23 protein-coding genes and 1 pseudogene are annotated in these 25961 nt (G+C 42.7%); 2 read left to right on the top strand and 22 right to left on the bottom strand.

Going from position 1 to position 25961, the window contains the following annotated elements; genetic code table 11:
* The first annotated feature begins 18 nt into the window (after positions 1-18).
* Together J8M00_RS21125 and J8M00_RS21120 are read left to right on the top strand one after the other, a co-directional pair.
* The gene (locus tag J8M00_RS21125; protein WP_211012453.1) at positions 19-1845 is read left to right on the top strand and encodes a choice-of-anchor I family protein; all 1827 of its coding nucleotides are present in this window, start codon (positions 19-21) and stop codon (positions 1843-1845) included.
* Positions 1846-1915: 70 nt separating this feature from the next.
* Positions 1916-2905, top strand: coding sequence for a 6-phosphofructokinase (locus J8M00_RS21120; RefSeq protein WP_211012452.1), 990 nt, complete (start codon positions 1916-1918; stop codon positions 2903-2905).
* Between the two features lie 30 nt (positions 2906-2935).
* On the opposite strand, the pseudogene nhaD reads toward J8M00_RS21120, so the two are convergent.
* From nhaD to J8M00_RS21010, 22 genes and pseudogenes are all read right to left on the bottom strand, one after another.
* Positions 2936-3781: pseudogene (gene nhaD / locus J8M00_RS21115) on the bottom strand (sodium:proton antiporter NhaD); the annotation flags it as partial.
* A 41-nt stretch (positions 3782-3822) separates the two neighbouring features.
* Positions 3823-4254, bottom strand: a complete 432-nt coding sequence (locus tag J8M00_RS21110) for a glycoside hydrolase family protein (RefSeq protein WP_211012451.1) — start codon at positions 4252-4254, stop codon at positions 3823-3825.
* A gap of 3 nt (positions 4255-4257) precedes the next feature.
* Complete coding sequence (locus J8M00_RS21105; protein ID WP_211012450.1) at positions 4258-4488, bottom strand: hypothetical protein; 231 nt, start codon at positions 4486-4488, stop codon at positions 4258-4260.
* The gene (locus tag J8M00_RS21100) at positions 4478-6370 is read right to left on the bottom strand and encodes a hypothetical protein (RefSeq protein WP_211012449.1); all 1893 of its coding nucleotides are present in this window, start codon (positions 6368-6370) and stop codon (positions 4478-4480) included. The genes J8M00_RS21105 and J8M00_RS21100 overlap by 11 nt, the downstream gene beginning before the upstream one ends.
* Positions 6367-6750, bottom strand: coding sequence for a hypothetical protein (locus J8M00_RS21095; RefSeq protein ID WP_211012448.1), 384 nt, complete (start codon positions 6748-6750; stop codon positions 6367-6369). The genes J8M00_RS21100 and J8M00_RS21095 overlap by 4 nt, the downstream gene beginning before the upstream one ends.
* Entirely contained in the window at positions 6747-8120 is a 1374-nt protein-coding gene (locus J8M00_RS21090) for a hypothetical protein (protein ID WP_211012447.1), read from the bottom strand. The genes J8M00_RS21095 and J8M00_RS21090 overlap by 4 nt, the downstream gene beginning before the upstream one ends.
* Positions 8117-9373, bottom strand: a complete 1257-nt coding sequence (locus J8M00_RS21085; protein ID WP_211012446.1) for a hypothetical protein — start codon at positions 9371-9373, stop codon at positions 8117-8119. Before J8M00_RS21085 ends, J8M00_RS21090 begins: the two co-directional genes overlap by 4 nt.
* Position 9374: 1 nt before the next feature.
* Complete coding sequence (locus tag J8M00_RS21080; RefSeq protein WP_211012445.1) at positions 9375-12746, bottom strand: hypothetical protein; 3372 nt, start codon at positions 12744-12746, stop codon at positions 9375-9377.
* Complete coding sequence (locus J8M00_RS21075) at positions 12746-13108, bottom strand: hypothetical protein (protein WP_211012444.1); 363 nt, start codon at positions 13106-13108, stop codon at positions 12746-12748. The genes J8M00_RS21080 and J8M00_RS21075 overlap by 1 nt, the downstream gene beginning before the upstream one ends.
* Positions 13105-16947, bottom strand: coding sequence for a phage tail tape measure protein (locus J8M00_RS21070; RefSeq protein ID WP_211012443.1), 3843 nt, complete (start codon positions 16945-16947; stop codon positions 13105-13107). Before J8M00_RS21070 ends, J8M00_RS21075 begins: the two co-directional genes overlap by 4 nt.
* Positions 16948-16991: 44 nt before the next feature.
* Positions 16992-17741, bottom strand: a complete 750-nt coding sequence (locus tag J8M00_RS21065) for a hypothetical protein (protein ID WP_211012442.1) — start codon at positions 17739-17741, stop codon at positions 16992-16994.
* On the bottom strand, positions 17728-17889 hold the full coding sequence (locus tag J8M00_RS21060; RefSeq protein ID WP_211012441.1) for a hypothetical protein: 162 nt from the start codon (positions 17887-17889) through the stop codon (positions 17728-17730). Before J8M00_RS21060 ends, J8M00_RS21065 begins: the two co-directional genes overlap by 14 nt.
* Positions 17879-18199: a co-chaperone GroES gene (locus J8M00_RS21055; protein ID WP_211012440.1), complete on the bottom strand. Its 321-nt coding sequence runs from the start codon at positions 18197-18199 to the stop codon at positions 17879-17881. Before J8M00_RS21055 ends, J8M00_RS21060 begins: the two co-directional genes overlap by 11 nt.
* The gene (locus tag J8M00_RS21050) at positions 18196-18633 is read right to left on the bottom strand and encodes a hypothetical protein (protein WP_211012439.1); all 438 of its coding nucleotides are present in this window, start codon (positions 18631-18633) and stop codon (positions 18196-18198) included. Before J8M00_RS21050 ends, J8M00_RS21055 begins: the two co-directional genes overlap by 4 nt.
* Entirely contained in the window at positions 18630-19265 is a 636-nt protein-coding gene (locus J8M00_RS21045; RefSeq protein ID WP_211012438.1) for a hypothetical protein, read from the bottom strand. The genes J8M00_RS21050 and J8M00_RS21045 overlap by 4 nt, the downstream gene beginning before the upstream one ends.
* Positions 19262-19579, bottom strand: coding sequence for a hypothetical protein (locus J8M00_RS21040; protein WP_211012437.1), 318 nt, complete (start codon positions 19577-19579; stop codon positions 19262-19264). The genes J8M00_RS21045 and J8M00_RS21040 overlap by 4 nt, the downstream gene beginning before the upstream one ends.
* Positions 19580-19915, bottom strand: coding sequence for a capsid cement protein (locus J8M00_RS21035; RefSeq protein WP_211012436.1), 336 nt, complete (start codon positions 19913-19915; stop codon positions 19580-19582). It lies immediately after the preceding gene.
* A gap of 15 nt (positions 19916-19930) precedes the next feature.
* On the bottom strand, positions 19931-21967 hold the full coding sequence (locus tag J8M00_RS21030) for a prohead protease/major capsid protein fusion protein (RefSeq protein ID WP_211012435.1): 2037 nt from the start codon (positions 21965-21967) through the stop codon (positions 19931-19933).
* Positions 21954-22169, bottom strand: coding sequence for a hypothetical protein (locus J8M00_RS21025; RefSeq protein WP_211012434.1), 216 nt, complete (start codon positions 22167-22169; stop codon positions 21954-21956). The genes J8M00_RS21030 and J8M00_RS21025 overlap by 14 nt, the downstream gene beginning before the upstream one ends.
* Complete coding sequence (locus J8M00_RS21020; RefSeq protein WP_211012433.1) at positions 22156-23670, bottom strand: phage portal protein; 1515 nt, start codon at positions 23668-23670, stop codon at positions 22156-22158. The genes J8M00_RS21025 and J8M00_RS21020 overlap by 14 nt, the downstream gene beginning before the upstream one ends.
* Positions 23671-23746: 76 nt before the next feature.
* Positions 23747-23941 carry a phage head-tail joining protein gene (locus J8M00_RS21015; protein ID WP_211012432.1) on the bottom strand — a complete coding sequence of 65 codons (195 nt, stop codon included), beginning with the start codon at positions 23939-23941 and terminating at the stop codon, positions 23747-23749.
* Positions 23938-25926, bottom strand: coding sequence for a phage terminase large subunit family protein (locus J8M00_RS21010; protein WP_211012431.1), 1989 nt, complete (start codon positions 25924-25926; stop codon positions 23938-23940). Before J8M00_RS21010 ends, J8M00_RS21015 begins: the two co-directional genes overlap by 4 nt.
* Positions 25927-25961: the final 35 nt, after the last annotated feature.

Below are 25961 nucleotides of genomic sequence, written 5' to 3'. Positions count from 1 at the left end.
TTTTAGGAACAGACGACTATGAAAAAAATCTTACTTCCCTTTGTCCTTTCAGCCCTCTTTACTGGTTGTTCACTTGATGGTGACGATGGAAATAATGGTACAAATGGCATTGATGGGGCTGAAGGGCAAATTGGCAAGACCGGACCTGCAGGAGAAAAAGGTGAGCAAGGTACGCCTGGCTCAGCAGGACAGCCTGGAGTTAATGCACATACGCAATTAACCCCTGTGCTAGTTGGTCGTGCTGTTCTCAACGCACAAAGCCCTGAAGGGGCTGCTGAGATTGTCGGCTATCATGCCCCAAGTCAACGTATCTTTGCACTAAATAGCTCTGCCACCCCTGCGACGGTTGAAATTATCGAGATTGGGCAATTGGACCCTGACTCGCTCACCAAAAATGCGCACGGGGTTGTCACTGGCACAAACCTGCAAAGCAAAGAGACTTTAAACCTAAACGAGCATGAAAGTGGTGATGCTAATAGCTTAGCAATTCACGGGAATTTGCTTGCTGTTGCGATAGCCAAAGAAACAGGTCAAGCTGGTAAAATTGCGTTTTTCGACGTTTCAGCTTCTAAGCCTGCATTCATCAAATCTGTTGTCGTTGGTTATTTACCAGATATGGTAACTTTTACACCGGATGGCAGCAAAGTCATCGTCGCCAATGAAGGCGAGCCCAAAGGAGATTACAGCATTGACCCCGAGGGCAGCATAGCCATAATCACGATCAATAGTGGTCAAATTGCAGATAATGCGACGCTCATCAACTTCAACCAGTTTGATGACCAAATGGCTGCTCTGTCCAAGCAAGGGGTTGTATTTGCCAACCCGACAGGTAGAACCATTAAAGGCAAAAAAATAAATACCACTGTTTCTATGGATCTTGAGCCTGAATATGTCACTGTCAGCAAAGATAGTCGCTATGCCTATATTTCATTGCAAGAGAATAATGCCATCGCAAAAGTTGACCTCAAAGACAATAGCCTATCTGTTCATGGTCTCGGCTTTAAAGACTGGGGGAAATGGACGTTAGACGCCTCAGATAAAGACAACGCAATTAATTTTTCGTCATACCCCGGACTCTATGGCATGTATCAGCCAGACTCGATTTCTGCTTATCAATGGCAAGGTGCTAACTTTATCATTTCCGCCAACGAAGGAGATGGCAGAGAGTACTTTTTTGATTCTCCTGACGAAAGCACTTGCTTAGCTGAAGGCGGCCTTGAATACGATAAAGACGATGGCTGCTTAGCGTACACTGATGAGATCAGAGCTGAAGATTTAACGCTAGGTAACAACTTTGATTATGTGAACAATGACGACCAAGATATTGGCAGACTCAAGGTCAGTACCGTATTAGGTGATGCCGACAAAGATAGCCAATACGAAGCACTCTATACTTACGGCGCACGATCTTTCTCTATTTGGGATCACAACGGCTATAGAGTCTACGACTCGGGGGATGAGATAGGCAAAATTACAGCTGCAATCCACGGCTCTGCATTCAATAATGATGAAGATGAAAATAAGGGAGATACTCGCTCAGATGCCAAAGGGGCTGAACCCGAAGCGCTTGCCATCGGACAGATAAATGACCGTACTTACGCATTTATTGGCCTTGAGCGCATGGGTGGCATTCTTATTTATGATGTTACAAACCCTTTCAATGTCACCATGAATACTTACATGATAAACCGAGGCTTGGAAGCCGGTGCGGAGATAAGTGGCGATCTTGCACCCGAAGGAATGGTTTTTATTGACCAAGCGCAAAGCCCGACAGGTGAAGCTTTGTTAGTTGTAGGTAACGAGATCTCTGGCAGCATTTCTATTTGGTCATTGTCGAGTCAGTAGCATTTTTGACATTTGAGCATCGCTGTCTAGGATAAAGCTAGCATCGCACCTTAAATACTGAGGGGGTTTTATGAAACGCATAGCACTTATCACCAGTGGCGGCGATGCGCCGGGCATGAATGCTGCCATTCGTTCGATTGTACTGGCCTGTCACGAACAAGACATTCAATGCCTGGGCTTCTTTCATGGATACAACGGCCTAATGCATGATGAATTCAAAGAACTAACCGTTGATTTGGTGGCGCCAATCATTCAATTTGGAGGCACCATTTTAAAAAGTGCACGCTGTAAAGAAATGCATCAAAATAGTGGCGTTGAGCAAGTTGCAAGTACACTTACGCGACACAGTATTGATGCACTGATTGTGGTTGGTGGAGATGGTTCTTTTCGGGGAATGATGGCATTGCAGCCCTATTGGCAAGGGCATCTTATTGGCATACCAGCCACCATAGATAATGACTTAGCATGTACCGACAAAACCATTGGATTTGCGACCGCTGTAAGCACGGCAACGCATGCAATCGACAAAATTCGTGACACAGCAAATGCCTTTGAACGCGTTTTTATTGTTGAAGTCATGGGGCGCCACAGTGGCCATATCGCTTTCAATGTCGGGCTAGCAACAGGGGCAGAAGCCATATTGTCGTTTGAAAATTGCGACAGTAAAAATTTAAAGCAAGTCCAAGCAGATTTAATAAACCAAATCCAGTCTCAGCGACAACATAATCACAGTGGATTTGTTATTGTTCTGGCAGAAAACTTATGGCCTGGCGGGCCACATGGCTTACAAGCTGCATTGCGAGAAACCGCACATATTGAAAGCGCTGTATGCGTTTTAGGTTACATTCAACGAGGCGGTAATCCATGTCCCGAAGATCGGATCCTAGCAACGGAGCTAGGTATTGAAGCGGTAAGAGCAGCTAAAAATAGATCGGGTGTCATGGTTGGCAAAGTACATGGACAAATCTCAATAAACTGCATTATCAGAGCAACAGAGCAAAGTAAGCCCGTAGACCAAGCGTTGCGCCTGGCCTACAATCAGATCTGCCAACTAACTTAACTCGCTAGTTCGCTGTTTAGAGAAGATGATTTAGCCATAAATTTCAAAAAGATCTGCATTTAACCAAAGATGAACCACAATACTGGCGGCATATCCCAAAGCAATGACAGGTGTCCACTTCAAGTGCCCAAAAAATGTATAGTTTCCTCTTGCTTGTCCCATTAAGGCAACACCTGCTGCGGATCCAATAGACAATAAACTGCCGCCAACACCTGCTGTTAACGTGATCAGTAGCCATTGTCCATGAGACATCTCAGGCTGCATAGACAAAACAGCGAACATCACTGGGATATTATCAATCACCGCTGATATCACCCCTAAGAATACGTTTGCCCCAGTTGCAGACCAACCACCATATAAAATATGAGACATTAAATTGAGATACCCTAGAAAGCCGAGTCCGCCAACGCACATAACGATACCGTAAAAGAACAACAGAGTATCCCACTCTGCACGAGACACTTTACTAAAAACGTCAAATGGCACCACACTACCCAGCTTCTTGAGCCGTTCTTTGTCCCCTTCACGTTCTGCCATCGCCATTTTGCGCGCTAAAGATCCAGGCAATGTGACTCGCAAGAAATAACCAAAAAATTGCAAATAGCCCAATCCCATCATCATGCCAAGCACAGGTGGCAAATGCAGTAAACTATGACACATAACGGCCGTAGCAACGGTCAACAAGAACAAAGTTAAAATTCGCAGCGCACCACGTTTGAGCTCCACACTTTCGCAGCTCGCAGATGGCTTTTTATTAGGTACAAACAGGCTCATTATCGCCGCTGGTACTACGTAATTTGCAATTGACGGAATGAGCAAGACAAAAAATTCATTGAACTTAACCATACCAGCCTGCCACACCCTCAAGGTTTCGATAAAAAACATAAATATCTGTTTTAAAATACATTTATCAAAACCTAAATGGTACTATGAGAACCACGCATCAATTCTGCTAGCTCAACTGCCCGACCTTTTACCTGTCGTGCCCACCTTGAATCCAGCATTTCAATTGAGGCTTTTGTGTAGTCTTGGTTCGCTAAAGCGGCTATCATTTTCTTAAATCCGAGTAATCCATTGACGCCCAAATTGAAAGCCATGTTTATTAAAACAGCTTTTCTAGTCTCGCAAAGTGAATCAAAAAAGTGGAGATTTTTCGTTAATGATGTATAAGTTTTTTTAATGTCATTACACAGCATTAACTCTGCTTCTTCTTTATCAATACCTCTATCTTGTAAATTTCGACCAAAACCGATTGTCCACTTTCCAGCAGTACATTTATACATGTTTAAGTCACACCCCTCATGTATTTTCAATTGCGATTTAACAATACTAAACGCATCTTGTTCCATATATCACACCTCGATCTTTTGATAATTGTCGTTACGTATAACGTGTTTAACACCGTCATTTGTAGCTATTACAGTGTCACTTAATGAAGCTGAACCAGAGACCCACAACGTACCGTCATTGCGTTCCACTTTCACACGGTTGTTCGTTGTGTCTACTGCGACCACTTTGCCCCGGAATTGGACCTCTTGAGGTAAAAGTGTTTTAAAATTTGCCCAGGGGTTATTAGTTGCCATGATGCACCTCTAAACTAATATGTTGCCAAACATCTACTAACGAATTGATTGTGATACCGGTGCTAATACATAGACCTGTTTGTCCTGCGTATCGAACAATATCACCTGGTTCAATTAACCCGTTTGCATCTAAAGGTGTTGTGATTTCGATGACCGATTGACCGCCACTGTTAGCAATCACAGAACGCCCTAGTTGCGCATTCACCGAATGATCTTGTTGTAACGGTGATATCACGTCGTTAGCGCGTAAATTCCCTGCCGTACCGGCTTTGACGAGCTCAGTAGTTACAGCGGCTGTATCACTCATTACAGTTACGCAATTAATCTGTGGTGTACTTTGGTCATCACTCGATTCGCTGATAACAGCAGACTCATCAATAACATGGTCGCATTGTGCGTCAGATAATGTTGACCATTCCCATGGTGGTACTCTGTATCGAGGTTTTGCTGTTAATTTATCTTGTGATTTATCGGGCTGTACGATAGCCCCACATGCATTTGCAACCTCAACCAAGAGTGATAGAGGTGTTTTCGAGTCGTAGCTGTATGAATTAGCCGATAAAGTCCAGTCAGGTACCGTGGACCTATCGAGTGTGAAACCCAACGGCTGTAATTTTTGCTCGACGATTTGCCACGGAGAAATCACGCTATCAACAACACCGGTGCTCTTGCGTGCGTATGGTTCTGCTAAATATCTCACGCGTGATGCAGCTTGGAAACTATAAGTCACATCAGCAACCCCTGAGATACTACGGTCATATGATGTGACAAGGAATAGCCATGTGTGACCATTGGCCGTGATCTCGATTTCACTACCTGGTGTTAAGTATTGCTTAGCGTCTTTGCCTAACAGAGTTCCCGACAACGACCATGTGTAACTCTCAATATCGAGCTGTAAGTTAGCTGATGTGGGGTGTATAGGTGTTCTGGTATTGTTATTGGTTGAATACACATTTATCTGATTCATTATTATCACCGCGTCTAGTTCAATTCGAACAAACTCTAAGTGCGCACCTTTGAGGCGAAGCACTTTAAAATCTAATTGTTTTGGTGGCTTTGGTGGCGCCGGGGGTTCAACAGGTGGTAGAGGTCGTTGCCCAAAAACTGGTATACCTGCTTGCTCTATAGTCGTTATCAACGATACTTCTAACGCTTCACCAGCTCCGAAATATGATGTACGGAACGCTGTTTGATATGCGCTTTGCTCAACTGTGGTTTTCAATGCGTGATTAATGCGCGTCAAATTCTCCCACATAGCTGATACAGTCGTTGTATCGGTTGAGCCTTGATTAAACCCAGTATCATGACTAACAACTAACTGAGCTAAGTTTGTGTAGTTTTCCGAGTGACTATGAGTAACAACTTGGCCATGCGGTAGCGTCTGAGTGATTTGATTCGTAACCTTGTCTAGAGAGTCAAACCTCTGGTTAACGCTTTGGCTAACGCTAAATCCATCAGAATAACTCGCACCGAAACTTGCAGATAGTCGAACACTCTTAGGTGTTTTGAACATCACATGATTACCAACTTTAACGGCTTTCGAATGATTGGTATTAATGTGATGTTCAATATTACGTTCAACATTCAAATCATAAATCAATGAACCAGATGTACTAACGCTGCCAACTTCATTACTCCCTGACAATCGAGTAATCAAATTCACTCGACCTTCTGTGACTATCGGTTTAAGTGCTACGACACCAGTTAGAACAAACTCGACTGTACCACCAGCCCTTTTAACAAACTCTAAACGACCATTACCGCGAGGCTCATTGAAATCTAAAGCTAATGCCGCTGTATCACCACGATCAGCAATTTCCAGAACATTAGCAAATTCAAGCGCCGCTTTGTCACTTCTCCGTTTGTTAAAATCCATTGTCATTGAATAACCCAATCAGCAAGGCTAACTAGGGCACCAGCAAAAACACTGGCAGTTTCATGCCCAAACTTAAGATCAGCATTACTCGCAGCGTTACCTACACTTACGTCACCAAGGGTAAGACCGGAGCCGTCATATAATCGAGCAAAAGTGACGTCACCTGATTGCAACACCATAGCTTGATCTGTTGGTGCCATTATCATGTGACCATCTAAGAACCCCGTATATGCAGGTCTAGGTGTAGTCAATTCAACAAGCAACACTTGGTCTGTGATCACACCAGCACCGGCAGGAACTGAACCAGCATACAAACTGATTTTTGATACCCTGTCACCAATCGTGAGTAGTATTTGCTCCCTGATCTCTTGCGATAAAGTAATCATGTGTAAGCCTCAGGGGTTTGGAAATCAGCAACAGTTGCGTTGTACTCAGCTTGACCATATTCAGGTTTATCCTGTGCAACTATCATGTACTTTTTATCTAGTTCTAAATTATCGAAACGATATACGCCCAAAGCATTTGAACGTGTTTCATCAATCAATGTACCGCTTTGCAGATAACACAGGACACGTCTATCAGGAGCTGGCGCACCTTGTATAGTTGTCTTATTAGATATGTACCCTTGTTGTATATTGAGCTTTTGACGGTTTACGCTTCTATACACGATAGATGGCTGTCCTTCTTCATGCTTCACAACAACGTCATACCCTCCTTGATTGGCTTGCTCTTTTGTCTCAAAGTTAGCCCAAATCAAGCTAAACCCAACTTGCCCTTTAAATACATCTTCAGGTGGAACAACTATAGGGTTAGATTTATGAGTCGTAATTGGGAGAGCTGTAACCGATGCACTGGGGGCAAGCTTTGCAAACGGCATAAGATAAACGCCTTTGGTCGCTGCTGACGATACTGACTCTGATGGTGTGCTAAATAAATACGTATTCCCTGCACTATCAAATACAACCTGTAAAACTGGCTCTAACGCGAGAGAAAGCGTGACAGCTTCACCAAATAGCATAATTGTTTCATCAGCTCTAAATTCAATCTTACGCGTGTCTGACTCAGGTTGATCTATGTATTCAAATAAGTACAACGTATCACCTGGTTTAAGCCAATACGATTCGATGTAACTATCACTTGGGCTCGTATTAGTTAAACCTGTTGTCACATTATGAGTAAACTCACCCATAACCATGTAATCAGTTTTTACTGATTCTAAATCAGCATAATCAGTAAAAGCCTTTTTTATGCCAGGTAACGCTCGATTGTATGCGCTGGCAGTCAATGGGTAATCATATACAGCTAAGTCAAATAGTTTACAGTTATGTTTGACCCCATCATTACCTAAAGAGGCAATACCTACGGGTAAAGCGCTCAACACTAAATCTTGAACTTCTACACCGTTTAACACCAACTTAGTACCCATTAAAATCAATTGATTTCTTTGGTCGTACTTAACTAAGTGACTTGATGCAACACCATTCAACACTAAATTACCGACATTGCTTACATGTAGCTCAAACCCTTGAACGCTAATTAAAGCGCAAGGAATACCGAACGAGTTCGGACAAAAAACTAACTCGATACTTTGAAGGTCAGCAACTAAATCATATTGCACATAACCAGTGTCATGACTAGTTATCAAAGCTTCATCAGTAAATTGAGGAACACCCACATAATTTACATTGTGACCATTACTTAAATCTACCGATGTCGTGAACTTAACCCAACCGAGGGGGTTATCATTTATAATCATGCGCGCCAACCTGAATCAGAAACATCAAAGCAATGTAAATAAGGCCTAGAATTTGTCCCACCGCTCCAAGTTGCACTATCACTAATAACGAGCATGTGACAACGCACAGTATTGTTCGGCATAGTGGGTAACTCTGATAATGTCTTATTATCGTATGACACGCTGCCAGATAAAGGTGTTAATAATCCCGGCAGGCTTCCCCGGTATGTATTTTCATTTTCACATATCATTACAGGTTGATTATTGATATAGAACCCATTGTCGGCAGGGTTAGGATGTGACAGTAAAGAACCCGAGTAATCCATATTATTTCTAAAAATGACTGTTTCAGTTCCGAATAATTGGTGATGACCTCGCGATATCAGATTCTTGGAGTATGGAGTGTTGAACCTAAGACCAAAATTGTACGCCGACCATGAAGTATTAGACCAAGCCCCTGTCGTTGTATTTTGTGACCAATAACTCAAACCGTTTAATAGAAAACAATATCTATCACCGGGTCTAACACTGTTAATATACCCAGCGAAAAATACAGCCTTACATGAAGACCTAGCATACTTAATTATAAAATAGAAAAACGCATCATCAGAAATGATTTCCCATTCAGGTTCGGTAGCGTAAACATGTGACGCTGGCCAACGTTGTTCAATTTCAGCGTCGTACATGTCTATGTCTGTATACGACGAAACCGACTCAACACGAGCTTTGATCGCTCTATAACTGCTAGACGTACCACGTGCACCAGTATTATTATTGGTTGATGTGTTTGAGCCGTTAGGGTTTGGAAAGTCGCTGTTATCAACACGTAACATGACATTACCAACATCACGCCCTGGTTCAAAGACGATTATATGACCATTAGAGGATTCGGCTTTCACCTTCCAACCAGCAGGTGGGATAGACATAGTAATGGTCCCTAATGCGTCACCGGCAGGTACGGCGGTCAACTTAAACCATACTTCAGTACTTGATACCGCAGAAACCCGAAATTCACCGTTATATGTGTTATCTGTAGCACCTTCAACTTTGATTATTTGATGCTGTAAATAACTATGTCCTGCTTGAAACGTCGCTTTTGCTTCAGCTTTTGCAGCGTCATAGACGAGCGAATCAACGGGTTTTGAACCAAAACCTAATGTGAGTACGGTTTTCAACAATGCAGCTAAAGAACCGCAATCCTCGGCGTTATAACCAGACGTCAAAATAGGAGCGCCCTCCATCTTACTTGAAAACCATTTAACCGGATGTGTCATGTTATTGCTCCTTGTTTGTATTGCCGCGTGCAGTCAAAGTAAACGCATCGTCGATTACAACCGCGTCATTTTGTAAGACTGTTCTAATTAGCCAAATCGGAAAGATTGCGCCATGGGTGTTTAGACGTAGTACATTGCCGTTAACCCACCCTTGACCCCATCCGAGTTTAGGGATTGTTAAATATGGTGTGTTAGTGTTTGGATTGATCGGTGAAAAGTCTTCGTTTACGTTACCTACAGCAATTAAACCGACATGTTCACCGATAAGTTTAAAATTGATATTTGATGTAAAAACGATTGCCCAACGTTCAGTAACTGCACCAGCATTCGTTAAAGTGATCGGATAGTCTACGTCATTGAACTCTACATTAGACGGATCGCCGATTAATGTATCTGACCATTCGTTAGTCCATGTTTGTTGGTCATATAGATTGTCGTAGCGGGACCACATATCGTTAGCAATTAAAAGGCTGCTAACTTTAGCCACACCCGCTGTGTAACTGTGGCTTAATTGCTTACCGAGTCTTATATCACCAGTGATTGCGACATCAATAGCAAGTGTCATATCTTCAAAGCGATGTTCGACAGTGTATGTACCATCAGCGACAGACGCACCTAGAGTGACAGTTCCAGCGTCCAAATCTCGCGTGTAATCAGCGTCAACCAGCTCTAATACTTTTAAATCAGCTAGCCTTACTTGACCTACATTTAGCGTCTGCCCCGCCGTCGCTTGAAATGTTTTTCGCTCTGTTTGATGCACTAAAACAGTGTCACCCTTTGTGAACACAGGGACTCGACCATCACTAGGCAAACGTACTGGATCAAGCCCTATGATATCCGCATCAAGTGGTAAGTGATTGTATGTCACACATGAATAGCGTAGTGTTTTTACGTCGGTAGCTTCTGCAAATGTCAGTGTGATTACGCCAGTCTGGGAGTCTATGCGACCAGAGATATAACTATGAACAATTAAACCTGATGCGTTTGCCGTGGCTGTTTGCAACGTACCTGTGTTATCCAGCACTTGAACTGTCAGTGATTGTGGTGCAATTGGTGCACCAGGTGTGCGAAAAATTACATTACCGTCTAAGTGTGTATGGTCGATGGTTGTAGTCAATGATATGACTTGGCAGTTACTAGCTTGTGAGTTCCAAGAGTTAATTTTGACAACACCATTTATAGACTCAACAGTCCCAAGCGGTGCCCCCAGAACACCAGTATTTGAATAGGTTAACTCGTATAAGCTACCTAGCCGTTCAACGTATCGTTTCCCCGCGAATTCAAATACAAGAGAACCAACGATGAATCTTTCTTGTAACGATTTTTCGATTTCCAACTCTAAATGAGACGGCGCGAATAACACTGATTGTGCACCACCCGCAGAGCCTACGCCGCTAGTTACAGATAATGTTGTTAAAACCGGTAACGTTACATCAACTAACTGACTGGAAGTGCGGTGAACTCGATTACGATAAATGTGACTATAAGAAACTACAGATTGAAATTCTCGATTGAGTAAAACAACACCAGACATGTAATTTACGGTGCCAATATGAACACCTGAATTATTAACTAAGTTCCCAATACCGTCATCTTTTACAATGACAGTAGACGTAGTTTCGAACTCTTTATATGTCTGACTACTAACACGCACTCTTATATTTTTTGTATTTGCTGTCAGATTAAAACTTAGAGTTTTGGGCTCAACACCGCCTGGCACCTCAATTTTGTAATTTGCACCCGATATCACAGGGTTAAATTCTGACGTAGACAGATCGCCCGCTTCACTATAATTAATGGTGTAGGATGCTGAATCAGGAATAACAGAGGGTAAAAACTTTATTTCCCCGGTAGAGTGGTCCACCTCTAACACACCGTCACCTGAAGTCTCATTGATTGAGAACGTGTCCCACGTTACAGATACAGAATCTTTAATGATGTTTTTGCCACTGGTTAACGTATGTTTGAACCAAGGTTTTGCGACAGCTCCTGACCTGTCTATGCTCGCAACCTCTGTGCCCCACTGATAGATGATTGAACTACCAACATCAGGTTGAACAGCTAGCGTTAATTGAGCCGTACCAGTCGCAAAATCAACTTGCCCCACGCCAGCGTTAGAACTCACAAGGATACCTGAGCCGTTGTCTTTAAGCGTGTACCACTTACCTTGCGCTAAATAGCTCACTTGTAATGTACTTGGGTTAGGTATCGGTTCAAGGCTCTTGACGTACGTATAGCCTCTATTTTGTGCTGTGATTTCATAAGCGTCAGAAAACGTGGACACTTGATTAACTGAAGCTGGTGTATAAGTTACTGTTTTTTGCTGTGTGCCAAAATCAGGAAGTGAATTATTAAATTGAGCAATGCCATTTTGATAATCGATGAAACCAACGACTAAATCCCCTATCACCATTTCACTGTTATTGTCAGTGACGGTAGCATTTCCAACTACTATCTTAACGCTACTTGGTGTAACTGCACTGCCAAAGTGTAACGACGTCAAGAGTAAATTAGTGTTGAATGTAACGTGATTAGTCCCAGATACAATTGTGTTGATTTGACCTATCGCATTGACATCAACTATCGGTGTTTCTGTACGCGAAGACGGCACCAATTGCGCAAAAATGCTGTTAACGTTCACAGTCATTGAACCAAGTGTTGCGTCCTGATTAAGTTCTGACGTGCTATAGTATTTCGCTGCATTTGCAACAATCGTTTCATTGATTACGCATGGTGTATCATTGAAATCAGTTGGTGAAGGGTCGCCGCCGGTGAATTTATAACGAAGTGGTTCGCTTATCTCACACATAACAACTTTGCGCGTAAACTCATGCAATGAACCGCTTAACATAACTGAGAAACTACGCACCTCGGATGTACTATCTACAACCCTGACATACTGTTGATTCAATCCCTCCGTTAACACTAAGACTTCACCAACTTCAGGATCGCGTATGTCTTCACGTTGTACAATACGTATAGCGCGTTGACCTAAAAGCTGAACACCAAGCAATGAGCCCGGCCATTCACTAGACTGTGCCAGGTAACTTTCAACAACATTACGTGCATCACTACGGACGTCATAATGATCTCGTGTACTCATTAAAGTGACTGAAACACTCGGATCCGAAGGTGGTACAATCAAGCCAAAGTTAGCACCGAAGTATTTTTCTACTGATGGCGTATCGATATGAGCGTAGACTTTCATTAAATCAACTGAGCCATACGCACGATCTAAGTCTGATATGTCCTCAAAAATTCCGTTCTGCTCACCGTCTAAAATGACATTACCGGTTATTCTACCGCCACCATTATCAGTGTTGTCCATTCTCTGCGAGCGTTTGAACTTTATGTCTCCTTTGTAAATACTCATTAATTTAGTACCTCGATTAACTTAATCTTTTCTAAATAAAGTTGCTCACCCATAACGTGATTTATAACCAAGTGATCAGCTTGAGCTAGGTCGAATTTAACCTTGTATGTTTGCCCGTTAAATATGAGTGTTAGCGGTTCAAATTTAATGCGAAGTTCTGAAAGCTGATTGGCGGTCTCTCGCGTTATCCAACTTCTGTTACGTGCACCTTCTAACGTAATTGGACGACCATCGAGCATTTGACCACGTTGAATGATTGCTCGACCTGTGATTGACTGTGAGTTTTTTTGAGCAACCGGGCTGTATCCAAATGAGTCAAAACCAAGGCTAGGTAAAGTGATGTTTTCAAGTGTATTCTTCACGCGATGTTTAACCCCGCTTGACGTAGAACATTAATGATTCTGTTTATTTCTTGTCTGTTAGCTTGAGCTGTTGCAGATTGCCCACCACTTTCAAGCCTGATAACAACTGTTTCGCTTGGTACTTCCCTAATGATTTCTTGTGTTGTGTTTGTACTAACACTTAATTCATTTGATAGTGATTTTGTTTCTTGAAGTGCAGCCTTGGCTTGCTCAATCTGGTTGAGAAATCCGGTTAATTCAGAGTGTCCCAAATCTCTAAAAGCAACCTTCGCGCTATTTGCATATTTGTTTAATTGTTCTAGTGAAGTGCTACCGGATTGAACTTGTTCGGTCCATTGACGCATGTGTAATGTTTGGCTAATGATGTCTTTTTCACGTTCAAAAGCGACATTACTTTGTTGTGCCAGGTCACGCCACCACGAGCTAGTAACGCGATTGTTCGAAGCTATAGAATCCTCTAATTCATCGTATCGTTTCCGCAGGTCTGCTGTACTTTGTCCGCTGAAACTAAATTGTTTATTTAAATGCTCATGAGCACTTGCGAACAACGAGACATGACGTGCAGCACTAGCAACAGCTCGACCATGAGCGGCTATCGCCTTGGTACTTTCCCGATTCCAACGAATGCTATTTTTTACAGATTGTGTAGATTTTTCTTTTGCTGCTGAATATTGACTCTCTACCGCTGAAGCACTAGCTGTTGCTTGAGTATTCTCTTGCTTGACACGTGTTTCTGTTATCACAGCATCAGTCAAAAACGACTGTGTGATTTTGAGTCTATCTAGTTCTCGTTGATACTCACCAAAAGTAATAGTGCCGCTTTTGTAACGTGATGTGAGTCGTTCAATTGCTGTCGTGTTTTTTTCTTGTATGAGCTGTAGTTCAAGGCTTGTTTTCGACTCTAGTTCACTCTGAATTCGTAGACGTTCTTTAACCAGAGCTAATTGACGTTCAGCATCAATGCGCTGCAATGTTAGCTGTAGCTTTTCACTATCAGACTTAATGTTCTTATTGAGCTGTAAATCAAGCTCATTTAAAGCGCTTTCTAAATCAATCTCAGCAAGCTTTAACTCTCGCACTGATTCACTCAGGTTTGTATTTTCAGCAACTGAAAGTTGTTTACTTAAAGCAAGCTCTCTTTCTTGTTCGACTAACTTACCCTCTGCAAAACTTAATAGTGTGAGAGTTTCCTCATATTCTGAAACAGAAATTTTGCCATCAGCATAAGACTGACTAAGCTTTTCATTCTCCGTTACTAGTTCTTTGCGCGTAAGGTTTAACTTTTCAGCTTGTGCTTGAAGTTCTTTAGTCCGTTGAATTTCCTCGCGCTCTACCTGTGCTCGTGCTTCATCGCGCTTAACCTGCTCAGCTATCATCCTATCGCGGATTTCTGTTTCTCGATTAGCACGGACTAATGCAGCGGTTAGTTCGACATAAGACTGCTCGTGCTCCTTCACATACTTGTTTGCACTTACTAGTGTTTGAAGCTGCTTAAGTTGGTTTTCACCTAGTTGGCTTGAGGAGTTTTGGTATTTTTCATAAGTACTTATGAAGTCTTCGTATGCTGCGCTTGACTCATTGAATATGCGTTTAAAACCAGATTCAATGTCTTTGGTATCTTGCTCTATTGATAGCGCAAGTTTCCGACTTGTTTCACGTATTTTGTTTAGATGTTCGTCGCTTTCTCCTGATAACTCAGCCAAGTACAGCTTTATTTCATTGAGTGCTAAGCCAAACCCTTTAACTGTTATCGTTAAGGTATTAAACAAGTTTCGTACATTTGCAAGCGCAACAGTTAAAGTGGACCCTAACGCTTTACTAGTAAAATCTTCAGTAACCTCAGAAACAAGGCCTATAGAATCGAACAACTCACCAAAACCGGTTGTTAAATTACCTAATTCGTTCATCAATAAAACCGAAACATCATCAAGTGCTTTAAGTAGCTCTGATGTGGTTCTGATACTTGAATCTAGTTCGTCGCTGAACGCTTCACCTGCTGAACGCTTCAAACTACCGAACTGATTTACTAATCTAGCTATTTGGGATTCTTGATTGGCGTAAGTTTTTGCCGCTTCTTCAAAGTGCGCGGTTTGTTCGATGTAAGCTTTGTTCGAGAGGTCGATTGCATAACGAAGACGTGTCACTTTATTCGATAACACTTCAAACACTTCTAAGGTTTCTTGAGAGTCAATTCTCATATCTCTCAAAATGTTGGAGAGTAAAACCCCTTCCCCCTTAGCTTCAGAAAACCCTTTAACCAGCTTAAATAAAACTTCCTCTGGTCTCTCCCCTAAGTTCTTCTCGATTTCATCTGCTGTTAAACCAGTTAGCGTCTGCAACCTTTCAAGATCAGCGCCGCCACGTTGTGACGCTTGCAAAATCGACTGAGAAAGTCGTGTAAAGCCTGAGCGCGAACGTTCAGCTTGTTGTCCTGACTCTTTGAGCACTGTACCAAATGCAGCCGCTGCCGCACTTCCTACGTTGATCGCACTAGTACCGGTGACAATCTCCTTTGTCATGAATGCGATCTCATCTTCAGCAATGGCAAAGTTGTTACCAAGTGCCACAACAGAAGATGCCAGGTTATTAATTTCCGGTATGCCCTCACCGGTCATCGATAATATGCGAGACAATAAGGTAGCCGCATCATCACCCGCTAAATTCGTAGAAACATTCAACGCGTCGGCGGCTGCGACCAAGTTCATTAAATCTGAAGTTGATTTGACACCTAATTGACCAGCTATCTCTGCAAAGCGCGCTAGCTCATTTGTACTAGTCGGCATAATTTCCTGTGCCAACACAGCAAGCTCTTTATGCATTTCTGCGATTACTTCTCGGGCCTGTCCTGTCGTTTTCTCAACTTTAGTGATTGCTGCTTCTGACTCACCGTAAGCCGTTGTTGTTTGCCTTACGACTTCAATCGCTGACTGCGCAGCTATCAATACTGTATAAATCTGTGCGAGGCGACGTGTCGCGTGTGTCAATGAGTCAGTTGATTTACTGGCTTTGGTCTTAGCATTACTATCAGCTTCAATTGCTTGTTTTGACACAGCAACTTGTGCTGATGTTAAACCCAATTGTAATTTAAGCTCAGCCTCTTTCCTGATGTAATCACCAGTGCTGATGACGCCGTTTTTCTTGTCTCTATTTAATTCTTCTAGGCGTTTCTCATATTGCTTGAGAGACATACTCAAAGTTCGCGCTGCCAACTCATTTTGTTTAGCTTGCTCAGCCTCTTGACGCTCTAATTCAATACGCTTTTGTGTTTCTTCGTTGAGCTCGCCCGTAACATTTAAACGGCGCTTTTCGGATTCTATTCGCTGGTTAACAGTGTTGGTCTGCTTAGCTAATTCAGCATTTAAACGCTGCACCTCTGTAGCTTGTTCCTTGTGAGCTTCAGCTAATTGCTCAGAAACTTGAACCAAGTTACGGCTATGTGCACCAAAAGCTTTTATATCTTTTAATGATGTGTCGTAAGTTCTTTGAAGGTCTGTAAGTTCTTTTCTTTGCTGCTTAATCTGAATTTTAGCGAGCTCGACTGACTGCTTTTGTTCATCAGTGGCATTCTTGTTTTTATTAACTGATGACGATAATTTTTTAAAATCAACCTCGGCTTTTGCAACCGCTTGGCGAGTAGTGTTTAACTGTTCTTTTAGTTGTTTATATGAATCTAAAGCACCTTGTTTTACTTCAATATCAGTAAGTGCTCTTTCTGCTTTCAATGCAGTTTTACTTAAACCAAGTAGTTGCTCAGCCGCTTCTGTCAACTCATCACTAGATAAGTTCTTAGCGTCAATGACTAGCTGTACAATTTCCTGATTATGTTCGTTATTACTCATTGAAAGACCTCTAAAAAGGCCGCGCTAACGGCCAACAGTTGGGATTAAGCCGCTTGTTCAATCTTGATGTATTGTGATTCACCAGTATCTATTACTGATTCGTCTTTCATAACATTTAAATTTAGTGGGACACTCGAAAAATCTTCGCTAATAAAACTAAGTGCATCGGCAGGGCTAAAACGAATACGCAAGAATGTTAAACGTACCGGTTTATTTGTGTCGGCTTCGTTTAACCCGTCGAAGATAATGCGATATTCTTTTCCTTGCTGCGTAATACCCTGAATGTTATGAGTAGTCATCGACTCGTAAGTTACTTTTATTATCGAATCACTTGTAATCGAACCGCTAGATAAAGCAATCAAACCGCTGTTACGTACTTTGTAGTCAGTACCTTCAACATATGTTTTAGTTCCTGCACTATCTGTAACAGTGATTGTCTTCGATTTATCCGGGATTTTCTTAAAAGGTGTGAACGCATCAAGTTTTACAGTATGTTCCTCCGCAGCTACTGCAACACCGCTCACAGTATTTACTAAGCCACGCAACGCAATCGCGATATTGCGAGGTGAAAAACTTGTGGATGTAATACTTGCAGATATCTGATTAACACGAGAAACAGTATCTAAAACACCACCACCTGGATTTTCAAAATCAATCATATCTTGAGATTCTTCACTGATAGAAAGTTCTAACCCGTTGCAATTACCTAAAGGTAATAACCCCTCATTAGCACCAATTTCCTCAGCGTATATAGAGCCTCGGCCTTGGAAGCTTCTATTTTTAGTTTTCTGCATTTTCATCACCTTCAATGAATCCATGTTTTTCAAAAAGCGCTTTCATTTCAGGTGACACATTCACTGAATCACCTGGTGTGTATTCAACGCCGTTGTACTCGGTGTTGCATGAAAAAGTCACCTGTACTAGTTTCGATTTAACTGGCATGTGCACCCCCTGGGACAATGTATAAAATGCAATCATCAGGAATTGCTAACCAGGTTTCACCGTCTGGGGCTTCTGGCATTTCAGTGCCGACATTACCTTTCGGAATGCGCACAACATCACCAACTTTCAAATACGGTGTTTTAGGCTCGCCGTTACGGTGGTAACTAACTTCGTTGGGGACCATTACTTCACACAGTGTTGATTTCTCTACAGCACTTCCAGCTAAAACGATGGACCCGATTTTTTGTTCATTTGGGATAACTTTTAAAATCGCGATATCACCAATCGGTTTAATTTGTTCCGCTATCATTCTTCTCTCCATTTTTCTTGATAATTCAGTGTAAAAACTGTCTCAACGAGGGCTACTTGCTCACCCGGATCGGGGTAATCAAATTTTGCAGGGCCGAGCGCAACACTAGCTTTCGCGGTTTCTTCATGACCTACATATATTGCTGAACGCATCTGATAAAGCAGGTCATCAAGACGGCTAATCACAGTGTCTTTGTCACGAGTATCAACCAACGCTGCAACATTAATCTCTCGACTAATTTTTGTTGCGTCGTTTATTGCTTGCGCCGGTAAGTCATTACCCGGCTGAAGTACTAACGCTGGTAGTTGTTTGTCTTTAATTAGGTTTTTTATATGTTGTTGTACAAAACCAGTTCGTACGTAAGCACCCGGTATAGCTGTTAATTTGTCTTCAATTTCTCGCATCACTGCATGTATTGCGGGTATTTGGTTCATCGTGAAAGCCTCCTGAAATCCTTTTTAAACTCAGTGCGTAACTTCGACTTAACGGCTGGTTGCATACGCCCTCTTGCACTAACAAATAGTTGATTGATTGAACGTGAATGCAGTACTTGAACCTTATAGGGCTTAGTACGTGCTTTCTGGATAATTTTTTGCAGCTTTCGAGACTTGCCAGGGGTACGTCCCCGCCCTTTATGTAACCCTTGCTTGAAATGGCCTACAGCGTGTTTGTTTGATAAGGCAATCCCCGTTTTGAAAGACCCTCTCAAGGGGGTTTTCATCACTCGCGCATTTGGTATGTTTTGAAAGCCACCACGCCGATTGATACGGACTGCGATTCCGTCTTCTGTCTTGTGATATTGATATCGAGTTAAAAGAGTCTCACGCGTATTAGCAACGACGACGGCTTTCAAGTTGTGTGGTGCTGCTCGTGAGACTCTTTTGATATGGCCTTTGACGTAACTAGGTTGTAGGGTCGTTTCTGTGGTTATGTCTCTTACAGCTTCAGAAATAGAAAAAGTGACTGTTTTATTGATGGCTAAAGCCGCTGCTCGATCTGCTGTTTTAGGCTTGGTCTTAATCTTACCGATCAATTTATCTAGGCTTTTTGCGTCGTACACTGTCATAGGTATTGCTCCACAACATGAACGTACGTTTTACCTGTAACAACATTTACTAAGCCGTCAACTTTCCAAGATCTGCCTAAGTCATCAGTAAAAGAGTCTCCCTCTTTTGGTTCAGGTACATCAGTAATCAAGATACCAGCTTCAACAATACAACCTCTCACAATGTTGTATTCATCGATAACTGGTTTACCTGTATTAATAGTTATCGAGACATTTTCGATGGTTTCACCGCTAGTAGTGACATACACGCAAGTATGCCCTAGAGCTTCGCTAACTAGCTCCCCCATAAGACCAAAAATATCCCGATAACTCATTTAAGCCACCACTGTTTGAACAAGTCTCACAGTACACGTCGTTTCAGTCGCGATAGCTGGAACAGCAAACACTCCGACCACTTTAGAACCAGAGGCGCTACTGACAGATTTTGAAGATGTTAACCACTTGGCCGCATCACCTTCACCAGCAGAGACAGACGCAACTTTAGGTAGTTCGAATACACCTTCAGTACGTCCGTTAAAGCGTTCACCTTCTTCAGCGGAGACAGACGCAATAACAACAGTCGAGCCAATAATGTACAAATTACCTGAAACCACACCACCAGTTGGCGCAGTAAACTCTAAAGATTTTCCGTCTTGAATATAATTTTTCATATGATTGTTTCCTTATTACTGTGCACCGGTAGCCATAGCGGTGCCGCGATGGTCGATCCATCCAGCACCAAAATCTTTGCGAACTAGGATTTTCATACCGTCGATGTCGTGGCTAGTGTATGTTTCGGTATACATTTCCTCTTCACCAGCAAGATAGGCATACTCGAACGTATCAAGCATGTTAGAGAAGACGTGATATTGCTGTTCATTAACCGCTGAAATACGAGGTTCAACAAGCAATTGCATCTTATGACGTAAGTGCTGCTCAGCCATGGTGTTAGCTATATGGCTCGGGTAAAGTAATTCTTCTGCGAGAGCTTCATTTTCGTCTGACACAGCAAGGTGGTCCCAAGTTACATTCATGTAATCCTTACTGAGTGTTTTTTGCTGACGCCCTAATTTACGAATTTTCTTTAGGTTATCTTTCGATAACTTTGAGCCCGCTTCTAGTAGGTTATTATGCTGAGCGTGATAGACAGGTTTTTTGTCTCTCATCAGTACTTGCTCTGGTTTGTTCGTGAAGAAGTTGAAACCAAGGATCAAGCCCCAAACGATATTAGACTCTAAGTTTCTTCCAGCTCTACCAAAAGAAGGGGCCACCCGATCAAATGCCCCCATATCATCATTTATGAGCATTTGACGAGTAAACCCGATCTTACGTGCAAACGTAGCGATAGAATAAGCTTCACCGCTTTCTGTGAACGTACCCGCTTTGTACTCACCGTCTTCACCGAGAGGTAATAGGTTTGGCGCATCACTGAGGGAGTAAGTTTTCTTTTCTCTAAAATCGTTTACAGTAGTGCGACGCCCAAGATCTCGGAATGTTTGCGGCGTTTCCTGATATGCTTCCTGTAAATTTTTATTCATCACATTTTCAAGCAGCAAAGGAAAGTCACTTGTACTGTGGAACGCACGAGCGGCAAGTGCCTGTCTACTCAACCCAAGGGTTGTACCTCCGCTTGCGTCAACGTAAAATCGAGCCATGTCAAACAAGGTCATACCTGTAAAATCTCTAACCAAGGTCTGAGATACATTTTCATGCATTGGGCGTCCAGACCTTTGAAGCAAGAACGATTCACCAGCTTTACGGATGTTTTCACGCTGATCAGAGCGGCCATCACTAACGAATGTCGCGTAATTTCGAATAGAATTTTTTTGTGAGTTATCGGACTGAGCATTGACTGCTGTTTTGTAAATCGAATCTACCGAGTCGCCACGTGTATATGCATCAATTGCAACTTGATCATCTAGTCCGATTTTACGTGTCACAGCCAACATTTCAGTCAGATCAGCACGGCTAGCAGTAGCTGCTTGTGGCGCTGGCTGCTCTACAGGTGGTACATTGTTGTTACCTTCTGAACGAGCTACAGGCTCAGTTGCACCTGCCTGCGCTGGCTGCTCTACAGGTGGTAAATTGTTGTTACCTTCTGAACGAGTTTTATCTGTGGTCTCGTTCGAGTTAACGTCTTCACTTGGCATAGTTACATCCTCTATGATTACTGTGTGTAGATTTTCTTTTGTACGCTCTTGCTCAGAACGCACACCGTTTGTGGTTTCGAACGAAACCGGGGTAAAACTTAATTCTGTTGGTTCCCAGTCAATAGCTCTGTACGTTGGAATCTTGTCGTCATCTGCTTGAGTCTTTTGGAATTTATGGACTTTGTAACCAAGGGAAACATGACGTAAAACACGATCTTTCACCTTGATCCACATTTCTTCAGAGGCTGGGTCTGTGGCAAATCTCACAAGCCCCAATATCTCACCGTTTTCAATCTTGTATTCTTCAGTAACACCGAATACACCACGGCAAGACCTAGTGTTATGGTTATCACAAACTGACAATCCTTTGTCTAATCGAGCTGTACGAATAGATTCAGGTGTGATGTCGAGTTCTTCCATATACTCGGTGTCATTCCACCAGTCATAACGACGACCAGCCTCACCAGTAGAGAAACAGACCCATGCTGTGCGATTCTCGACATCAATAGTGTCTTGCTGAATCTCAGCTCGTACACTGAAAGTGCCTTGTCTTACCTGCTTATTTGTTGGCATCTGTTTTGTCTCCTTGTCGCTTTGCATCAGCCCTACTCATTAAAAAAAACACCACTGAAAGGATCAGGGAGATGAACGAAATTAATAACCCGATCAATGGCGCGTAAACACTGATATTCTCAAGTAACCCTGACGCGACTGTTACACCACCAACACCCGATGTGCTGGCAGAAACTGACGCTGCGACATCAGTCCTGATCATCGTTTTGACCCTCCGATTTAGTTTTTACAGCACCACTTGCTGTGTCATTTTCATCAATCTGATTACCAGCACTTGAAAACATCGAAGGGTCAAAATCGAATGGCAGACCATCTAGCAATTCTTTGTCTTCTTTCCATCGCTCTATGATCGCCATAAAGTCTCGACCAAGCTTTTGCGCCGCTTGACTCGGTGACAACATGCCATTTCTGACTTGTGACATGATGTGGTCAAAGTCCACTTTTGGATCGACTGATAACCTCGGCGGGAATGTCCAGCTAGCTTCAAATTCTTCTGTTGAATTAATTGACCTGTCTTGTAGCTCGAATTGGTCCATGAACCAGCCAGCGATAATGTCTAATGCTGGTTCAAGCATGATGTGCTGATAAATGTCTAATTGTTGATGAAACTCGATACGACCCATACGACCTGACGCAAAGTTGGTTTGAGAATTATCACCAGTCATTGATTCGTATGTAGTACCTACACCAACAGCAACATCCCTTTTTAAGCTGATATCGAAATTAGTTGATGCGTCGGCTTTCGGTGGTGTCACAACATGTGGGGTTTGGCCGTTCGCGACCTTCTCAATCATCCCTGGTGACACTTCTTCAGGTAGTTCACTGTCTGAATCGCCAGCTAAACCACCAGCGCTAGCCGATTCTTCAACAAACAAGGCAAAACAAGCGGCGATTTGCTGTTGCATCAACTTAGCGTCTTTATATATCTCGTAGTTTCGTAGAATGTTTGCTGATGCATCAAACCAGGTGATACCTAAGTGCTGTCCTGCACGTTCTTTCAAGTAGATATGTACAACGTCATTGACCGAATAAAACTCTGATTTTCGGTGATGTCTGTGTGCTATTGTTTGGGTTGGAGTGTCATACAACCAGTAACCAACCAGTTTACCATTGCGATACTCCATACCATCGATAATGTCGACATCCGTGTCTGTACCTGTGCTCGACTTTGAACGGTCTAAATGAGACTGTTCAAAACTTTGTAGTTCCAATTCACCTAACGGTGTTATGTGCTTCCTGATGAAAACACCGCCTGATTCAACAATAGTCGACATCCAAAGGAACTGAAGACCATAGAACGTATGATGACCATCGAAATCACACGTTTTCTTTTTAGCCCAACGTTTCCATTTTTTGTTGAGCTTAATTAATTTGCGCTTTTGCTTTCTGTTGGGCTTCCCGTCTTCGTGAATAAACTTAACTCGAATACCCGCACCAACAGTACTAGCTGCAATCACTCGTTTTGCGCGTTTTGCTAATGGATTGTTCCTGCATAACTCCTGTCCACTAGCCATGGCGTCATTTAGTGCCGCGCTTACTTCTTGTGATGCGTTTGTTTTAGGGCGCTTCCAACCATTGTTGCGAGGGCTTTTCGATGAGATATCGTATTGACGGTCTAATAGCTTAATAGCAGCACGAGCTTGTGCATTTTTCAATGCTTTTGTTGCGCTAAAAAAACTAACAACCCTATCCCAAATTTCCATCTAAAAACCCCAAAACTGCATAACTATTTTGTTGCAATTTAGACAGAATAAACGGGTTTTATGATTTGGTCAATTGTTAGTAACCATTGCTTGAGATTATTTGCTTTCTTCTTACTGTACTTCCCGCTAACTCTCGCTTTAAATCTGCGATTGCAATACGTAACTCTTTAGCACTTTGAAACTCAATCCATTGATCACCTTCACGAACTTTCAGAGCACCTGAGTAATACGCTTTTTCCAATCTCGCTAAATAGTTTTGTTTTTCGTTCATCGCTTTATCCATCCTTCTCGTTTCTTTTTTCGGGTCGGTTTTTTACTAACTGGTTTAGGTTCAGGGGTTTTTTCTTCAACTTCATCCGGCGATAAATCCGGATAATACTTAGTTTCTAGACTGTTCCAGTCGGCATCTTTCATACGGTCAATTTGCAGCATTGACGCACCGGCACGCGCATATACTCGGCAATCTAAGAAATGGTTATCATCACGGACTTTTTGCCATTGATAAGTTTGAAATCCTCGGTTATCCGTCAGCATTACGTGCTGTTCAGCGGTGATCTGTAAGAAAAACTCCTCGTCATACATTGGGTAATGACAATAACCCGAGGGGAAGCCGTTACCTGTTGCCAAAGCTTCGTCAGTTGGTTTTTTCAGGTTTAACCAGCGGTAAAACTCCTCTTTGATGACTGAGCCGCCTACGTGCCACAACATGGTCCCATTGCTGATACGTTTACCGTCTAAGTTAATATCGACTGGTTTTGGTGTACCGAGGATTGTCGATAAGTTTTCGTCCTTCTCTCCTTTAACTGCAACGACTCTCGAACTTCCGTAGTTACGAACGAAGTTATAGACTTGCTGTGTTTCATAACCTGAGTCAATGCAGGTCTTCAACATCGGCATTTCAACACCGATACAGTTAGTAAAAGTCCGATCTAAAAACTCTCGTAATCGCTCGTGTGTTTCGTCTTCTGAGATGTGACCGGGTATCACTCCTTTTTCAATCGACCAGTTTTCCTTACGTCGACCCCACGCAACAACCTCATAAACTAGATAACCTTTTTGTACATCAATACCACACGTTAAGAACAATCCACCACGAGGGACAATCCCAATTTTGTAGGCTTCACGGCGTTCATAAAGGCGTTCATGATCAGGCTGATCGCTAACTTCTTTCCAGGTCTCAGCCATTCTAGTGTTATAAAAAGCTTTAAGTGACTCGGGGTTTCCTTGAGCATCTGAGAACTCTTTTGCGAGGGTTGTTACTGGGGTAAACGGGCTAGCCAATGAAGAAACTTTATAACCATGGTGCCAGGTTATTTCAGGCTTCGTTGCTACCCAGTAACCGTTACGAATAGACTTGAGCCTGTCTGCTTCGGTCCACAACGCACCGCATTCTGAACATCTAATAGCTGCATCTTCGTGTAAAAACTCTCCTTTGTCATTTTTGGGGATGTACACATCAGGCCATGTGAGTGTTTTTGCATGATCACAATGGGGGCAAGGCTGAAGGAAAACAGACTGATTTGAGTTTTTGTATTCTTTAGCTACGCGAGACCTACCCTCAACTGTGGGGGAACAAGCGACAACTTTTTTCGCTCGCTTTCCGTATGTTGTTGAACGGCCCCAGCCAACAGCAATAGAGTCACCCTCCCCGCCGGAACCGCCGGAACCAGCGCCAACGTTGTATGGGTATTTATCAACTTCATCGAACAGCATGATCATACAAGCACGCATTGCTAAATCGCCGGGGTTACGTGCTGATACAATGGAGATTTGACCGCCGGGGTACTGCTTTTGCAATATGGTGTTACCTTCACCCCGGCGATTATCAGAAAAGATATCCGCAGTCACAGGTGTAGCGTTTACGGATTTAACTAGTCGCTCTTTGGACCATGCTTCAGCTAACTTTTCATTAGGTGCTATGTACATGATCGGTGACGGCTCTTGATGCATGTAATACATTGCCGTATTGAGCATCAGTTCAGTTTTTACCAACTGAATGCACGCCATCACGGTCACTTCCTGAACCACAGGATTGGAAATGCTCAGCATTGGTTGCCGTGCGACTTCAACTCGACCTGTTTTCCACCGTCCAGATTCAGCACTGTTATCTGGTAAATATCGATATGTATCAGCCCATTCAACTAGATCTAATTTAGGTGGTGGTCGCAGACATGTACGAAAGATATCGGTTAAGTCTACCTCTATCTTTTCGATAGCTTCAGGACTGGTTATAAGGACGTCTTTTACTACACCCACTACATAACTCAAATGTTGCAAATAACAACATCATA

Source organism: Pseudoalteromonas luteoviolacea (assembly GCF_018100925.1).
GTDB lineage: Bacteria > Pseudomonadota > Gammaproteobacteria > Enterobacterales > Alteromonadaceae > Pseudoalteromonas > Pseudoalteromonas obscura.
Note: the sequence above shows the minus strand (reverse complement) of the source record. Positions and strands in the feature narration are given on the sequence as shown.

Coding starts and splice junctions, on each gene's coding strand:
- J8M00_RS21095 (WP_211012448.1), bottom strand. CDS start 6,750: ATGATTACTTTATCGCAAGAGATCAGGGAGCAAATACTACTCACGATT.
- J8M00_RS21020 (WP_211012433.1), bottom strand. CDS start 23,670: ATGGAAATTTGGGATAGGGTTGTTAGTTTTTTTAGCGCAACAAAAGCA.
- J8M00_RS21085 (WP_211012446.1), bottom strand. CDS start 9,373: ATGACACATCCGGTTAAATGGTTTTCAAGTAAGATGGAGGGCGCTCCT.
- J8M00_RS21080 (WP_211012445.1), bottom strand. CDS start 12,746: ATGAGTATTTACAAAGGAGACATAAAGTTCAAACGCTCGCAGAGAATG.
- J8M00_RS21015 (WP_211012432.1), bottom strand. CDS start 23,941: ATGAACGAAAAACAAAACTATTTAGCGAGATTGGAAAAAGCGTATTAC.
- J8M00_RS21050 (WP_211012439.1), bottom strand. CDS start 18,633: ATGAACCAAATACCCGCAATACATGCAGTGATGCGAGAAATTGAAGAC.
- J8M00_RS21070 (WP_211012443.1), bottom strand. CDS start 16,947: ATGAGTAATAACGAACATAATCAGGAAATTGTACAGCTAGTCATTGAC.
- J8M00_RS21125 (WP_211012453.1), top strand. CDS start 19: ATGAAAAAAATCTTACTTCCCTTTGTCCTTTCAGCCCTCTTTACTGGT.
- J8M00_RS21090 (WP_211012447.1), bottom strand. CDS start 8,120: ATGATTATAAATGATAACCCCCTCGGTTGGGTTAAGTTCACGACATCG.
- J8M00_RS21120 (WP_211012452.1), top strand. CDS start 1,916: ATGAAACGCATAGCACTTATCACCAGTGGCGGCGATGCGCCGGGCATG.
- J8M00_RS21025 (WP_211012434.1), bottom strand. CDS start 22,169: ATGATCAGGACTGATGTCGCAGCGTCAGTTTCTGCCAGCACATCGGGT.
- J8M00_RS21030 (WP_211012435.1), bottom strand. CDS start 21,967: ATGCCAACAAATAAGCAGGTAAGACAAGGCACTTTCAGTGTACGAGCT.
- J8M00_RS21040 (WP_211012437.1), bottom strand. CDS start 19,579: ATGAGTTATCGGGATATTTTTGGTCTTATGGGGGAGCTAGTTAGCGAA.
- J8M00_RS21045 (WP_211012438.1), bottom strand. CDS start 19,265: ATGACAGTGTACGACGCAAAAAGCCTAGATAAATTGATCGGTAAGATT.
- J8M00_RS21060 (WP_211012441.1), bottom strand. CDS start 17,889: ATGCCAGTTAAATCGAAACTAGTACAGGTGACTTTTTCATGCAACACC.
- J8M00_RS21110 (WP_211012451.1), bottom strand. CDS start 4,254: ATGGAACAAGATGCGTTTAGTATTGTTAAATCGCAATTGAAAATACAT.
- J8M00_RS21035 (WP_211012436.1), bottom strand. CDS start 19,915: ATGAAAAATTATATTCAAGACGGAAAATCTTTAGAGTTTACTGCGCCA.
- J8M00_RS21065 (WP_211012442.1), bottom strand. CDS start 17,741: ATGCAGAAAACTAAAAATAGAAGCTTCCAAGGCCGAGGCTCTATATAC.
- J8M00_RS21100 (WP_211012449.1), bottom strand. CDS start 6,370: ATGACAATGGATTTTAACAAACGGAGAAGTGACAAAGCGGCGCTTGAA.
- J8M00_RS21055 (WP_211012440.1), bottom strand. CDS start 18,199: ATGATAGCGGAACAAATTAAACCGATTGGTGATATCGCGATTTTAAAA.
- J8M00_RS21105 (WP_211012450.1), bottom strand. CDS start 4,488: ATGGCAACTAATAACCCCTGGGCAAATTTTAAAACACTTTTACCTCAA.